The following is a 14040-nucleotide window of genomic DNA, read 5'->3' as shown; positions in this document are numbered from 1 at the left end:
GCGCTGCTCTTCTCCGGCCCGGTCAAGGAGATCTTGGATGCGCATTCTGGGAGTTCTCGCCGCCGTCGTCCTGCTCTGCGCGGGTTGCGGCGAGCAGGTCGCCGCGCCCCATCCGGCCGGGCACAGCCCCAGCGCGGGTCCGAGCGTCGAGGGGATCCGCCTCGCCGGGGGTGGCACGTTCACCCGCCCCGCGCCCCGCGCCTCCGCCATCGTCTACGACACCGCGCTGGTGCCCTCCGGGGCCTCGGCGCAGGTCACCGTGGAGTCGGGGGCGGTGCTCGCCACCGCCACGGTCATCGTCAAGGGCATGCTCCACAGCCGCACGTACGGGGCGCACCTGCACGTCAATCCGTGCGGTTTCAAACCGGAGGACTCCGGGCCGCACTACCAGCACTCCCACACCCGGGCGAGCGCCGAGAACGAGGTCTGGCTCGACTTCACCACCGACGTCCGGGGCGACGCCATCGCCACCACCACCCAGGACTGGGCGCTCGTCCCCGGACGGCTGCCCAGGTCGCTCGTGATCCACGCCAAGCCCACCCGCACCTCCGGCGCCGAGGCGGGCACGGCCGGTCCCCGCGTCGCCTGCGTCACCCTCACCGAACGCTAGCCACCGAACGCCGGCCACGGCAGTGGCCCCTCGTACCGGACCCCGGGCGCCGGGTGCCGAGCCTCGCGCAGGACAGCGGCCCCGCACCGGATTCCGGTGCGGGGCCGCGTGTTCCGCGGTCAGGCGTGGCCGGCGGGGATGGTGCCGAGACGACCGGCCTGGTAGTCCTCGAACGCCTTCGCCAGCTCCGCCTGGGTGTTCATCACGAACGGCCCGTAGTGCGCGACCGGCTCGCCGATCGGACGGCCGCCGAGCACGATGACCTCCAGGTTGGGGCTGCGGCTCTCCTGGGTTCCGGCCGCCGAGAGCGTGATGGTCTCGCCGTCGGTGCCCAGCCCGGGAAGGCTGCCGAAACCGTCGAAGACGGCCAGCTGGCCCGACTCGATCGGCTGCCGGTCGCCGCCGACGGTGCCGCGTCCCGACAGGACGTACGCGAGCGCGTTGAAGTCCTTGCGCCAGGGGAGCGTCAGCCGGGAGCCGGGGCTGAGGGATGCGTGCAGCAGGGTGATCGGCGTCCGGGTGGAGCCGGGGCCGGTGAACTCGCCGACCTCGCCCGCGATGAGACGCACCAGCGCTCCGCCGTCGTGGCTGCTGAGCAGGACGACGTTGGTCCTGCCGATGTCCTGATACTTCGGCGCGACCATCTTCTCGCTGCCCGGCAGGTTGACCCAGAGCTGGATCCCGTGGAACAGGCCCCCCTTCTGGACCAGCCACTCCGGGGGCGCCTCCTTGTGCAGGATGCCGCCACCGGCCGTCATCCACTGGGTGTCGCCGTCGGAGATCGTGCCACCGCCGCCGTGCGAGTCGGCGTGGTCCATCACGCCGTCGATCATGTAGGTGACGGTCTCGAAGCCCCGGTGCGGGTGCCAGGGGGTGCCCTTGGGCTCGCCCGGCGCGTAGTCGACCTCGCCCATCTGGTCCATCATGATGAACGGGTCCAGATACTGGGACTTGATCGTCGCGAGTGCCTTGCGGACCGGGAAGCCCTCTCCCTCGAATCCGCTCGGCGCGGTGGTGACGGCCAGCACCTGGCGCTCGCGGGTCGTGGTCAGCGGCTGCGGCAGGCGGGGCAGGGTCAGCGGGTTCTCTACGGTCACGGCGGGCATCTTGCGTTCCTTCCTGCGGTGTTCGCAGGTGACAACTCAGTTGATGTTTCAACTATTCCATGACGAACGAGGCCGTGGCAACGAAGTATCACGGCCTCGTCGATCAAGGCGGTCGCCTGGGCGGGAACACCTCAGGGTGGCAGGTTCCCGGAGGTCGTCCGCGGCTCCCGGTGGGGCCCCGCCCTCGGGCGGGACTACTTCCCGGAGGCCAGCGCGAAGCCGCCCCGGCTCAGCGAGATCAGCTCGGGGGCCGTGACCCGCTCGTCCAGCGCGGCGGCGGGGTCGCTGGTCAGCACGGTCACGACGTAGGTCCTCCCCCCGGCCGAGCGGGCCAGGTACGACAGGTCGAGGACCCCCGTCTCGGAACCGCCCTTGGCCCAGACCAGCGGCCACTTCTTCCCGTCGAGCCCGAGGCCGACGTCGTTGGCCGACATCACCGCGCTCACCCGCCTGCCGCCCAGTTTGAGAAGCCCGGCGTAGGCGCGGCAGACGTCGCGGGGCGAGCCGAACCACTCCAGTGTGTCGATCTCCCTGGGCTTCTGCCAGAGCACGATGTCCGAGAGCGACTGCTTGGCGACCGTGTCCTTCAGGTAGGCGCGCTTGCCCGCGGTGTCGAGCGCCAGGTAGGCGCCGGCCTGCGCGGGGTGGTTCACGCCCTTGAGCAGGAAGGCCTCGCGCGTGGTGAGGAAGGGGATGTTCCGCTCGGGATGGCTCGACCACCGCCGTACCTTGGCCTCCACGGCCTTGCGGCCGACGGTGTGGATCAGGACGTCGGTGGCGGTGTTGTCGCTGATCGAGATCATCAGCTTGGCGGCCTCCTCGACCGTGGTGGTGCTGCCGTCGGGGCGGCCCGTCAGCCCGTCCTCGCCCAGGCTCTTCCACTCGGGCCTGATCGTGATTTCGGTGTTCCACTTCAGTCCGCCGTCGCGGATCCTCTCGGCCACGGCGCCCAGCACGTACAGCTTGAAGATCGAGCCCAGCGGCCGGACCGTGTCCGGTGCCACGGCGTGCGCGACGTCGCACCTTCCTCGCCTGTCGATCTCGGCGGCGAGGAAGCCCACCCGCGGCGCGACCTCGCGGAGCCGGGCGTCGAGCTTCCTCCAGCTTCCGGGAGCGGCGGGGATGGACGGCTCGGGGGGCGTCAGCCCGAGCAGGTTGATCTTCCCGTCCCCGTCCACGCCGAGCTGCAGGATGAACGCCTGCTCACCGATCGCCCCGGTCCCGGCCAGCGCGGACGGGGTCTCCTTGGTCAGCTTCTCCAGGCGGAAGCCCTTCGACGCCTTGAGGAAGGCGTTGACGCCGTTGACCGTGAGCGACGAGAGGAAGCCGGAGTTGAGACGCTCCTTGAGCTCGCTCTCCGCCAGCGGCGCCCGGTCCGGCGCGCCGAGGAACCAGCGCAGCTGCCGGCCCGCGGGGCTGTCCGGGATCTCCGGCTCGGCCGAAGGGCTCCCGGCCGCGAGTGCTCCGTCCGTGAGTGCCCTGCCCGTGAGTGCCCCGCCCGCGACCGCTTCCGCCGTGACCGTCCCTGCCGCGACCGCCTCGGCCGTGGTCGTTCCGGCCGTGACCGCCGACGCGGGGGCGGCCAGCGGCAGGGTCATCGCTGGAACGGCCGTGACGGCGACGGCGAGGGCCAGCAGGCGCTTCGATCGGAACGGCAACCGCATGAGATGCTCCCTGGGATGTTCTCCGGCGTTGCGGCCACCTCCCCGATGGCCTCCATCCGAAACTAGAAAGCGCCTTCTGCTCACGACACCCGGCGGTCCTCCGTCTCGCGGGTGCGGCGAACCGCACCGGATGTGCGGACAACCCCCTGGACGGCGGAACCCGCGGCAGGTCACCCTACGTCCCATGACGTCCACGGCCTCCCGAACCGTTCCGGCCCCCGCGTCGCCCCCGGGCCCGTCGGCGTCGACCGCTCCGCTCCGCGCCCTCGCCGTCTCCATGGCCGCGGTGTCGGTGGCCGGGATGGTCACGGGCGGCCTGCTGGAGACCGGTGTGCCCGTGCCGCTCACGCAGTGGCTCTTCATCGTGGCCTGCGCGATCCTGCCCTCGGTCGGACTGCTCGTCGCGGTCAGGCGCCCCGACAACCCCTACGGCTGGCTGCTGCTGGCCACCGCCGGCTGCCTCGGCCTCGGCATCCTCGGCGTGGGCCTCCTGGTGGCGTACGGCGACGCCCCCGGCCCTCTCGCCGCGGCCGGCGCGCTGCTGGCCTCGCTGTTCACCGGCTTCTATGGTCTGAACTGGGTGTTCATCCCGCTGATCTTCCCCGACGGCAGGCTGCCCTCGCCGCGCTGGCGCCCGGTCGCCTGGATCGCGGGGGTGGCGATCCTCCTGCACTGGCTGGGCGTCCTGCTGAGCCCCGACGAGGTCTACGCCCTGACCTTCCCGCAAGGCAACCCGCTGGGACTCGAAGGCGCGGCCGGGCTGCTCGCCGCCTCGGTGGGCGGGCTCGGGCAGCTGGTGGTCTTCCTCGTGGCGCTGTCGGTGCTGGCCTCCCTCGTGCTGCGCCGGCGGCGCGGCACCCTCGTCGAGCGGCGCCGCCTGCGCTGGATGATCCTCGGGGTGGTGGCCGCCCTGGGCGGCTCCGTGACGACAGTGATCTTCGGGCAGGGCGGCCAGGCGGTGAGCTGGGTCGGCGTCGTGACGGCGGTGGCCGCGCTGCCCGCGGTGATCGCGACCGCCGTGTTCCGCCACAACCTGCTCGACATCCGGATGGCGGTGAGGGGCTCCAGGCTCCTCCTGGTCTTCGACCTCAGGCCGACGGTGGACGAGCTCCTGACGGGGCTCGGGCCGGGTCTGGAAGAGGCGGACCCCGTGGAGCAGCTGGGCAGGCTGGCGGAGGCCGTACGGGCGGGCCTGGAGACGCGGTGGGCCGCCGTGACGCTCGCGGACGGCACGCGGGTGGTGGCGGGGGAGGAGAACGGGGAGGCGGTGCTCGCCGTCCCGGCGGGGCTGGGGCGCATCGCCTGCGGCCCCAAGATCGCGGGGCGCTTCAACGCCGAGGACCGCAGGCTGCTCGGCTCGCTCGCGGTGCCGATCGGGCTGGCGATCCAGAGCGCGAGGCTGGCGGCACGCCTGGTCAACGCGCAGGAGGCCGAACGGCGGCGGATCGAGCGCAACATCCACGACGGGGCACAGCAGCAGCTCGTCGCGCTGATCGCGGGGCTGGAGCTGGCCCGCGCCACCGGCGGCGGCCCCGGCAGCCTGGCACTCCTGCGCGAGCAGGCCCGCCAGACCCTCAACGACCTGCGGGAACTGGCGGCGGGAATCCATCCGTCCGTGCTCAGCCAGGGCGGCCTGGCCGAGGCGGTCGAGGAGCGCTGCTCGCGGCTGCCGGTGGCCACGACCGTGACGGCCGATCCGGCACTCCGTTCGCGCCGCTTTCCCGACGAGATCGAGGGAGCCCTGTACTTCGCGGTCAGCGAGGCGATCGCCAACGCGCTCAAGCACGCCGCGGCCTCCAGGATCGAGGTGCGGCTGGCCTGGTCGGGCGGGCGCCTGCGGGCCACGGTCTCCGACGACGGCGAGGGCTTCGAGCGGGGCGGGCCTGGGCGCGGGGGCCTGGGCGCGCTGGCCGACCGGATGGCCGCGCTCGGCGGCGGCCTCGACGTCTCCTCGACGCCCGGCGAGGGCACCCTGGTCGGCGCCTGGGTTCCGTACCGGGCTGATGTGCCGGGCTGACGTACCGGGCTGACGTACCGGGCTGATCTGCGGGGCTGATGTGGCGGGCTGGGGAACCGGGCCGATGTGCTCGGCCGGGGGGATGGCGGGTCAGCCGAAGACCGCGGGTGGGGGTACGGGGATGACCACGGCGTCGCCGTCGTTCAGCGGGCGGGCTCCGGCGATGAAGTTGACGATGTCCGCGCCGTGCACGCAGCGGGCCTGCGTGAGGCCGCCCGCGGCCCTCCGGGTCAGGTCGGAGACGGGCAGGGGCACGCGGGAGGCGGCGACGATGAGGTTGCCGAAGCGGCGCCCCCGCATGACGCCGGGCTCGGCGAGCAGCACCACCTGGGGGAAGGTGTCGCGGACGGTGGCGAGCACCCGGCGGGTGAAGGCCAGCCCTTTGCCGTCGGCGATGTTGATCAGCATGGTGCCGTCCGTGCGCAGGACACGGGCGACGTCCCCCATGTACTCGGAGGTGGCCAGGTCGATCGGCATCGTGGCACCGCTGAAGGCGTCCAGCACGAGCAGGTCCGCCGAGGCGTCGCCGAGCCCGGCGGTGGCGGTGCGGCCGTCGAGGATCCTGACCTTGAGCCGGGGCACCGACTTCAGCCGGAGCTGGTCCCTGACGAGCTGGACGAGCCCCTCGTCCGGCTCGGCGACGACCTGCCGGGACCCGGGGCGGGTCGCCGCGACGTAACGCGGCAGGGTGCAGGCGCAGCCGCCCACGTGCACGGCGTCCAGCGGGCCCTCGCCGAGGAGGTCGATGACGTCGGCCATCAGCCGGACGTACTCGAAGTCGAGGTAGGTGGCGTCGTCGAGGTCGACGTACGACTGCGGCACGCCGTCCTTGGAGACCACCCAACCGGAGGGCCGGTCGAGGTCCTGCAGGAGATCGACCTCGCCGAAGGTCACCGGGTACCGTCCCGGCATCGGCTCCCGCGCTTCCCGCCTGCCCATCGGTCCGGTCCCCTTTTCCCTGATGTGAACCCGAGTTCGCCCTGATGTGAACCCGAAGGGGAAACCATATGCGCAGTCGCGACCGGTTGACGTCCGTGTAGGACAGATCACAACCTACGGCGGCGTAACTTACGCTACCGTAGGTTCATGGCCCCGATCCTCGCGGAAACGCTCGCAGAGTCCGTCAAGCCCCGTCTTCGCGGCTGGTTGCACGCCGGAGCGCTGCCCGTGGCGCTCGTCGCGGGGTTCGTCCTCGTCGCGCTGGGGCCCACCCTGGAGGCGAGGCTCGCCGCCGCGATCTACGCGATCACCTCCGGCCTGCTCTTCGGCATCTCGGCCACCTACCACCGCGGGACGCTCTCCCCGCGCTCGGAGGAGGTGCTCCGGCGCCTCGACCACGCCAACATCTTCCTGATCATCGCGGGCACCTATACCCCGTTCGCGCTGCTCGCCCTGGACCGGCCGGCCGGCGCGGTGGTGCTCGGCGTGGTCTGGACCGGCGCGGTCGCCGGGGTCCTCTTCCGGGTGCTGTGGACCGGCGCTCCCCGCTGGCTCTCTACCGCGCTCTACATCGGCCTCGGCTGGACGGCCGTCTTCGTGCTGCCCCAGCTCGTGGAGGGCGCGGGGGTGGTCGCGGTGGCCCTGATCTTCCTCGGCGGGGTGCTCTACACGGCGGGCGGGGTCGTGTACGGCACGCGCAGGCCCGACCCCTCTCCCCGCTGGTTCGGCTTCCACGAGGTCTTCCACGCCTTCACCGTCGCCGCCTACCTGGCGCAGTACGTGGCGGTCTCACTGGTGGTCTACGCGGCGGCGTGACGGGCCCCGTACCGTGTGGCACCGAGCCCGTCAGGTCCGTCCGGTCGGCTCGGGGCGTTCAGCTCGCGGCGAGGGCGAGGCGGCGGGTCGCGAGCTCGGCGTAGAGCGCGGCCCCGTCGGGCAGCACCGCGTCGTCGAACCTGGCCTCGGGGGCGTGGTTGTAGGCGGCCCTGCCCGGATCGGCGTCCGCCGGGCAGGCGCCGAGTGCCACGAAGGCCGACGGCACCTGATCGCAGACGAAGGAGAAGTCCTCGGAGCCGGTGAACGGCTGGGGGGCCTCGACGAAGCGCCGCTCACCGTAGATCTCGCGGATGGCCGCGCTCGCGAACCGGGCCTCGGCGCCGTCGTTGACCGTGACCGGGTAGTTCACCTCGTAGTCGGTGTCCACCTCCAGCCCGTGCGCCGCCGCGATGCCCCTCACCAGCATCACCGCCCGTTCCTGGACGCGCGCGTGCGCGGCGGAGGAGAACGACCGGATCGTGGCCTCGAAGCGGGCCTCGTCGGGGATCACGTTGTCGGCGCTGCCCGCGTGGAAGCTGCCGACGGTGACCACCACGGGATCGAACACGTCGAACCCGCGCGTCACCATGGTCTGCAGCGCGGTGACCATCTCGCAGGCCGCGGGGATCGGGTCCTTGGCGCGGTGCGGGGAGGCGCCGTGGCCCCCGGCGCCGCGCACGGTCACCGTGAACCTGTCCGCGGCGGCCATGATCGGGCCGGCCCTGGTCACGAAGACGCCCTGAGGGAGTATCGAGCTGACCACGTGCAGGGCGTAGGCCGCGACCGGGCGCTCGCCCGTCACGTCCAGCACGCCCTCGTCGATCATGATCTTCGCGCCGCCCTGGCCCTCCTCGCCGGGCTGGAACATGAAGACCACGTTCCCCGCGAGCCGGTCGCGTCCGGCGGCCAGCAGGTGTGCCGCGCCCGCCAGCATGGTGGTGTGCAGGTCGTGGCCGCAGGCGTGCATCCGCCCGGCGACCCGCGACGTAACCGCCGCGTCACCCCGCTCGGAGACCGGAAGGGCGTCCATGTCGCCCCTGAGCAGCACGGTCGGACCCGGCAGGGAGCCGCGCAGCACGGCGGTGACCGAGCTCAGCCCCTCGCCGAGCCGTACCTCCAGGGGCAGGCCCGACAGCGCGGTCAGCACCTTCTCCTGCGTGCGCGGCAGGTCGAGGCCGAGCTCCGGCTCCCGGTGCAGGGCGTGCCGGAGACGGATCAGCTCGTCCCGCATGTCGGCTGCGGATTCGCGAAGGGACATCGGGACTCCTCCTGCTGTTGTACTGCCTTATCGCACTTATCGCACGATAGGCCGATTTGACCGGCTTGTGGTCTCGGAAGGGGTGATCTCCGGGAAGGAAGACGGTCATCCGGGGAGGCCGGACCGTGCGGTCGGGCCGCGGTCGGATCGTGTGGTCGGGCTGCGGTCGGGTCGCGGTCGGGTCGCGCGGTCCGGGCACCCGGACATCCACCCTCCAGTCAGGTGTGAGCAAGAAAATCTTCGCAAGAATCGAATCTGATGCGTAATGTCTCCGTGTAGAAGCGTCAACGACGGGGGATCATCTTCTCGGATCACCGTGGAGGGGACATGGACGTTCATGGTCGTCTCGCCCGTCACCTGCTCGTCGACGGCTACCGTCTCGTGCTGGACCTCGAACGGAGCCGGGGTTCCCGTCTCGTCGACGCCCACACCGGCCGAAGTTATCTGGACTTCTACACCTTCTTCGCCTCGGCGCCCCTCGGGGTGAACCCGTTCGACGACGATCCGGAGTTCCTGGCGCTGCTCGGCAGGGTCGCCGCGAACAAGCCCTCCAACTCCGATCTCTACACCACCCACCTGGCCGACTTCGCCGAGACGTTCGCCCGGGTGCTCGGCGACCCCGAGCTGCCGCACCTGTTCTTCGTGGAGGGCGGCGCCCTCGCCGTGGAGAACGCGCTGAAGTGCGCCTTCGACTGGAAGAGCGGTCTCAACGCCTCGCGGGGGCGCTCCCCGGAGCTCGGCACCAAGGTGCTCCACCTCACCCGTGCCTTCCACGGGCGCAGCGGCTACACGCTCTCGCTGACGAACACCGACCCGATCAAGACCGACCGCTTCCCGAAGTTCGACTGGCCCAGGATCGAGGTGCCCGCGATCCATCTCGGCGACGTCGAGGCGGCCGAGGGGAGGGCCCTGGCCGCGGCGCGGGCGGCCTTCGAGCGCCACCCCCACGACATCGCCTGCTTCATCGCCGAGCCCATCCAGGGCGAGGGCGGAGACAACCACATGCGGGCGGAGTTCCTGCTCGCGATGGAACGGCTCTGCCACGAGTACGACGCCCTCCTCGTCATGGACGAGGTGCAGACCGGCGCGGGGGTGACCGGCACCCCCTGGGCGTACCAGCAACTGGGGTTGCGTCCCGATGTGGTGGCCTTCGCCAAGAAGGTGCAGGTGGGCGGGATCATGGCGGGCCGCAGGGTCGACGCGGTGCCCGGCAACGTGTTCCAGGTCAGCGGCAGGATCAACTCCACCTGGGGCGGCGGCCTGGTCGACATGGTCCGTTCCCGCCGGATGCTGGAGATCGTGGAGCGCGACGGCCTGATCCCGCGCGCGGGCAGGCTCGGCGCCGAGCTTCTCGCGGCGCTGCGGGAGATCCAGGAGAGCTTCCCCGACCTGGCGGAGAACGCGCGCGGGCGCGGCCTGATGTGCGCCTTCGACCTGCCGGACGCGGTGGAGCGCGATCTCCTGGTGGCCCGCCTGCGGGAGGAGGAGGGCGTGCTGGTCCTGCCCTGCGGCGAGCGGTCGGTACGGTTGCGCCCGGCGCTCTCGATCACCTCCGAGGAGCTGGGGGAGGGCACGTCCGCCATCGCCCGCGCCCTGGAGGCATCTCGCTGCCTGCGGCTCTCCGCCTAGCGGTGCCGGGCTCTCCGTCCAGCGCTACCGGGCCTCTCCGCCTGGCGGTACCGGGGCTCCCCGCGCCTGGTGGTACCGGTGCTCTCCGCCTGGCGCTACCGGGGCTCCCCGCGCCTGGCGATGTCGGGGCTTTCCGTGCCCGGTGGGCGCTAGTAGGGCCGGGGCTCGTCGCGGGCCGCCCGTTCCAGCCACAGGTCGATCGCGGTGACCCGCGAGTCGACGCCGAGTTTGGCGTAGATCCGGTTCACGTGGTTCTTCACGGTCTTCTCGCTCAGGAACAGGTGCTGGGCGATCTGCCCGTTGGAGCGCCCCGTCGCGATCAGTTCCATGACCTCGGTCTCACGCCTGCTCAGACCCGTCACGACTCTGGGCTCTGCGTCGAACGGGGCGTCGTCGACTCTCATCCGGCCTCCGTGGCTGCAACACGGTCAGGTCGCCGAAACCCCCGAATCTAACGGCGTAGCGATATCAGCGAGCATAACCTGCAATATCCACTTTTGGTGGGTAATGAGATCGGAAATGAAGAACGGCCGGTCCCGAAGGACCGGCCGTTCTCGTGGGGTGAGCGAGGGGACTTGAACCCCCGGCATCTAGGACCACAACCTAGCGCTCTGCCAACTGAGCTACGCCCACCATCGCCGCCGCAGCAGCACATGAAAAGTGTAGCGGTCTTTGGGAGTCGTTTCGTACCGGGTTTCTCGTGAAACGCTCAAGACCTGCGCGCGGACACGCCCTCGGCCAGCTCCCTGGCGGTGGCGGAGTCGGGGCCGGGCTGGGGCACGAAGACCGCCGCGCGGTAGTAGCGCAGCTCCCGGATGCTCTCGACGATGTCGGCCAGCGCCCGGTGACCGCCCTGCTTCTCGGGCGAGGCGAAGTAGACCCGGGGGTACCAGCGCCGGGACAGCTCCTTCACCGAGGAGACGTCGATCATCCGGTAGTGCAGGAATCCGTCCACGGCGGGCATGTCGCGGGAGAGGAACGACCGGTCCGTGGAGATGGAGTTGCCGCACAGCGGCGCCTTCTTCGGCTCCCGGATGTGGCTCCTGATGTATTCGAGCACCATGGCCTCGGCCTCGGCCAGCGTGACACCGCCCCCCAGCGCGTCCAGCAGGCCGGAGGCGGTGTGCATCTCCCGCACCACCTCCGACATCTGCTCAAGGGACTCGGGCGGGGGCTTGATGACCACGTCCACCCCCTCGTCGAGCTGGTTCAGCTCGCCGTCGGTGACCACGCAGGCCACCTCGACCAGCGCGTCACGTCCAAGGTCGAGCCCGGTCATCTCACAGTCGATCCAGACCAGCAGGTCACTCATAGCCCTCAGGGTAGTACTCACTTCACGGGAGCTTGAATGACTTGATCACCTTGTCTGCCACAGAAATGTCGAGATTGTCCGGCACGGAGACGTAGGCCAGCGCCGGACGCCTGCCCTCGCCACGGTCGACGATCACGAACGCGGCCCGCTCCCGCTTCCACTTCCAGTCGTTGGCCTCGGCCTGCTCGGAGAAGTCCAGGTCGAAGACGAACAGCCAGGCGTCCTTGCCGCTGACCTTGACGGCCTTGTCCTCGACGATCTTCCGGCGGTGCGGGGGAGTGTAGAAATTGGGCTCCACGACCTGCAGCAGCGACGTGGCGACCGAGCGCATGCTGTCGACGCCCCGGTAGCCGAACTGATCGGGAAGCTCGCCGGTCAGCACGTTGCCGAGCCAGTTGCCGCCCCTGCCGTCGAAGTTCTCCTGGGCGACGGCGACGGCCGCGCTGGTCCAGACGAAACCGAGCCCGCCCCCGACGCTGGGGGGCACTTCCCACGGCCCACCGGGCATCTCGTACGACAGGCCGGTCACCGGGTCCGTGACGCGCCCGTCCACGGCCTGGGGCAGCGGGCTCCCCGAGGGCGCGGGGGTCGCCTCGGGGGTCGGCTCCTGGCTGGGCTCCAGGGACGCCGAGGGAGGCGGCGTCGAGACGCCGGTGGGTTCGCTCGCGGTGTTCGTGCGATCGGGGTTGATCAGATACATCGCGGCGACCACGATCACGACGATCAGGATCAGCACGCCGCCGCCGCCCAGGATCCACGGCAGAGGGCCGCTCTTGCGCGGGGGCGGTGCGGACGGGTAGCCGCCGCCGTACGGCGGGAGGGGCATCTGCGCCGTGTGGCCGTTCGGCGGCCCGCCCTCCCAGTGCGGCTGCCCCATGCCCGCCGGCGCCTGCCCGGCCGGACGGGACCACTGGCCGGAGGGGCCGGAGGGGCCGGAGGGGCCGGGAGGACCGGAGGGGCCGGGAGGTCCGGCCGGGTGCGGTCCCGTCTGCTGGGGGCCGGGGCCCGCCGGGTGCGGTCCTGTCCGCTGGAGGCCGGGTCCCGAGGGGTGTGACTGGGGGAAGGGGCCGGTCTGCGGGCCCTGCCCGGCGGGGGCGTCCGTCTGATGGGTGGCGTCGGTCCACTCACTGCCGTCCCACCACCGCAACAGCGGTGAGCCGTAGGGGTCGGGGTACCAGCCGGAGGGGGTCTGCGTGGTCATGGCCGCCAGAGTAGTAAGAACGGCTTTGTGCCGCATTGTGGACCTTGGTGATCACTCATGAACATTTGTAAATGAACGTCGCTCTGTCCTGCAGCTTCTTCCCCTCGGGGACCGGGGAGAGCAGCGTCAGCGTGGCGGTTCCCTTGAAACTTCCCTCGCCCTTGACCGTCCACTCCAGGCTCACCTCGTGCGAGGCGTCCCCGGACGCGATCCGGTCGGTCTGCGTGATCGGCTCCTTGCGGTCGCTCCGCTTCCACCGGTAGCGGATCTCGCCGCCCGCGCCGTTGGTGGACAGCACTCCGGTGATCTTGACCGTCGTGTCGCACCCCTGCGCCTTCTTCGGGGCGCTGACGTCCACCTTCGTCACCTCAAGGGGCGCCGCCGGGGTCCAGAACAGCCAGAGCGCCAGCGCGGCCACGACCATCAGCGCGAGGATCACCGAGGCGAGGACCGTACGGCCGCGCCTGCGCCGCGCGCGGGGGGCCGCGGCGGCGGCGAGCCCGCCGGACGGCAGCTCGGTCTGCTGCTGGTCCCGCCCGGCCCGCCACAGCTGGGCGGCCGTGGTCTCCGACGGCACCCCGGGACCGAACCGCATGACCACGTCCTCGGACCGGCGCTCGCCACCCCCCGGGGCACGCGGATCATCGGCCTTGGGGACGTGTAGCAGCGTGACGATCTCCCCCTCGTCGGGGGCGGAGCGCGCCGGTCCCGGATGCCCGCCCAGGGTGGGCGCCTCGTGCCCCGGCCACCGGTGCAGGGTCGCCACGAGCCGGTCGCGGGTGGTGAACCCGGACGGCAGGACGTCGCGCCCGGCGAGCAGCGCGTCGCGCGCGGGAGCGAGCCCCCTGATGGAGGCCGTCGCCGCCACCCTCTCCAGCAGCCCGGCGGCCTCGCGGTCGGCCGAGGCCCAGGTCGCGGCCAGCCCCCGGGCGAGCGACGCCCAGGCCGCCACGTCGCGTTCCGGCGCGGGAGGGCGGCCGAACAGGGCGTCGGCCAGCCCCCGCTTGGAGAGCAGCGCCGATCCGTCCGAGGAGATCACCACGGTGCCCGGGTGGAGCTCCCCGTGGGCGAGCCCGGAGGCGTGCACGGCCAGCAGCGCCTGCGCTGTCTCCACCAGGACGGTGGCCGCGCTGCCCGCGTCGGGCCGGGGTGACCCGGACGGGCCGGGCGGGCCGGACGACAGCAGGTCGCCCACCGTCGGGCCGGCCGGTTCCGAGGTGATCAGCCAGACCTCGTCCCCGGCCGTGACGAGGTCGGCGACCGGGACCAGTCCGCCCGTGCCGCCCTGCGCGAGCCTGCGGTCGGCGATCACGGCCGCGACCAGCCGCTCGCGCGCCGCGGGGTCGGCGACCAGCCGAGGGTCGAACCTGAGCGCGCTCCCCGGCCGCCCGTCGGCCGTGACGGCCGACGACCAGATTCCCAGGTCGTCCGCCCAGGTGCGGCCGGTCAGCCGGAACCCGGCGCCCCCTCCCCGGTCCGTGCTCATAT

Annotated in this window: 12 protein-coding genes and 1 tRNA gene; 4 read left to right on the top strand and 9 right to left on the bottom strand. The window is 71.8% G+C overall.

Going from position 1 to position 14040, the window contains the following annotated elements:
• Positions 1-37 precede the first annotated feature (37 nt).
• Entirely contained in the window at positions 38-610 is a 573-nt protein-coding gene (locus tag ACFYWM_RS17870) for a superoxide dismutase (protein ID WP_389915784.1), read from the top strand.
• Positions 611-729: 119 nt separating this feature from the next.
• Here the strand turns inward: ACFYWM_RS17870 and ACFYWM_RS17865 are convergent, their stop codons facing one another.
• Together ACFYWM_RS17865 and ACFYWM_RS17860 are read right to left on the bottom strand one after the other, a co-directional pair.
• The gene (locus ACFYWM_RS17865; RefSeq protein WP_389915781.1) at positions 730-1716 is read right to left on the bottom strand and encodes a pirin family protein; all 987 of its coding nucleotides are present in this window, start codon (positions 1714-1716) and stop codon (positions 730-732) included.
• 194 nt (positions 1717-1910) lie between these two features.
• Positions 1911-3380: a serine hydrolase gene (locus ACFYWM_RS17860; RefSeq protein ID WP_389915778.1), complete on the bottom strand. Its 1470-nt coding sequence runs from the start codon at positions 3378-3380 to the stop codon at positions 1911-1913.
• A 184-nt stretch (positions 3381-3564) separates the two neighbouring features.
• Between ACFYWM_RS17860 and ACFYWM_RS17855 the strand changes: the two genes are divergently transcribed.
• Positions 3565-5397, top strand: coding sequence for a sensor histidine kinase (locus ACFYWM_RS17855; RefSeq protein ID WP_389915775.1), 1833 nt, complete (start codon positions 3565-3567; stop codon positions 5395-5397).
• A 90-nt stretch (positions 5398-5487) separates the two neighbouring features.
• Here the strand turns inward: ACFYWM_RS17855 and ACFYWM_RS17850 are convergent, their stop codons facing one another.
• Positions 5488-6336, bottom strand: a complete 849-nt coding sequence (locus tag ACFYWM_RS17850; protein WP_389915773.1) for a spermidine synthase — start codon at positions 6334-6336, stop codon at positions 5488-5490.
• Between the two features lie 147 nt (positions 6337-6483).
• Here ACFYWM_RS17850 and ACFYWM_RS17845 point away from each other — a divergent pair, with 147 nt between their 5' ends.
• Entirely contained in the window at positions 6484-7152 is a 669-nt protein-coding gene (locus tag ACFYWM_RS17845; protein WP_389915770.1) for a hemolysin III family protein, read from the top strand.
• 58 nt (positions 7153-7210) lie between these two features.
• Here the strand turns inward: ACFYWM_RS17845 and ACFYWM_RS17840 are convergent, their stop codons facing one another.
• Entirely contained in the window at positions 7211-8410 is a 1200-nt protein-coding gene (locus ACFYWM_RS17840) for a M20 family metallopeptidase (protein ID WP_389915767.1), read from the bottom strand.
• Between the two features lie 327 nt (positions 8411-8737).
• Here ACFYWM_RS17840 and lat point away from each other — a divergent pair, with 327 nt between their 5' ends.
• On the top strand, positions 8738-10039 hold the full coding sequence (gene lat, locus ACFYWM_RS17835; RefSeq protein ID WP_389915764.1) for an L-lysine 6-transaminase: 1302 nt from the start codon (positions 8738-8740) through the stop codon (positions 10037-10039).
• 149 nt (positions 10040-10188) lie between these two features.
• Here lat and ACFYWM_RS17830 read toward each other — a convergent pair whose 3' ends face one another.
• The 5 genes from ACFYWM_RS17830 to ACFYWM_RS17810 form a co-directional block, all read right to left on the bottom strand.
• Positions 10189-10443 (bottom strand): helix-turn-helix transcriptional regulator, encoded by a 255-nt coding sequence (locus ACFYWM_RS17830; protein ID WP_362865811.1) that lies wholly within the window; start codon positions 10441-10443, stop codon positions 10189-10191.
• 153 nt (positions 10444-10596) lie between these two features.
• A tRNA-His gene (locus ACFYWM_RS17825) sits at positions 10597-10672 on the bottom strand.
• A gap of 76 nt (positions 10673-10748) precedes the next feature.
• Positions 10749-11351, bottom strand: coding sequence for an oligoribonuclease (orn, locus tag ACFYWM_RS17820; protein WP_389915760.1), 603 nt, complete (start codon positions 11349-11351; stop codon positions 10749-10751).
• 22 nt (positions 11352-11373) lie between these two features.
• Positions 11374-12552: a DUF2510 domain-containing protein gene (locus tag ACFYWM_RS17815; protein WP_389915758.1), complete on the bottom strand. Its 1179-nt coding sequence runs from the start codon at positions 12550-12552 to the stop codon at positions 11374-11376.
• 55 nt (positions 12553-12607) lie between these two features.
• Positions 12608-14038, bottom strand: coding sequence for a hypothetical protein (locus tag ACFYWM_RS17810; protein ID WP_389915756.1), 1431 nt, complete (start codon positions 14036-14038; stop codon positions 12608-12610).
• Positions 14039-14040 lie beyond the last annotated feature (2 nt).

It is taken from the genome of Streptosporangium sp. NPDC002721, assembly GCF_042888905.1.
In the GTDB taxonomy this organism is placed as follows: Bacteria; Actinomycetota; Actinomycetes; order Streptosporangiales; family Streptosporangiaceae; genus Streptosporangium.
This window is presented reverse-complemented; position numbering and strand designations above follow the sequence as displayed.